This is a genomic window from Variovorax sp. MHTC-1 (assembly GCF_003984645.1).
In the GTDB taxonomy this organism is placed as follows: Bacteria; Pseudomonadota; Gammaproteobacteria; order Burkholderiales; family Burkholderiaceae_C; genus Variovorax.
The window spans coordinates 1-239 of sequence record NZ_RWKI01000123.1 but is presented as its reverse complement, the minus strand read 5'-3'; the positions used below and the strand labels follow the sequence as shown (position 1 = coordinate 239).

At 62.8% G+C, this 239-nt stretch carries 1 protein-coding gene; it reads left to right on the top strand.

Going from position 1 to position 239, the window contains the following annotated elements; genetic code table 11:
* A partial coding sequence (locus tag EJI01_RS29045; protein WP_185879122.1) for a hypothetical protein occupies window positions 1-239 on the top strand: 239 nt, incomplete at both ends.

The following is a 239-nucleotide window of genomic DNA, read 5'->3' as shown; positions in this document are numbered from 1 at the left end:
TCAGCGGGTGTTCAAGACCGAGCCTCAATACCCTCCAGCCGAAGGCGACGAGAACGATCCTACTTTCTGGCAGAGCCTGGTGTCCTTCTTCACCCGGCTATGGAACCCAACCGCCGTCGAGGCGGAGCAACTGGGCTTCGCCTACGTCTATGACGAAGGGGGGACATTGCTTGCCGAGACCGGCACAGGAGGGGCGAACAGTGCGGGCGTGACCCAGCACATCTGGCTGCCCACGGCCA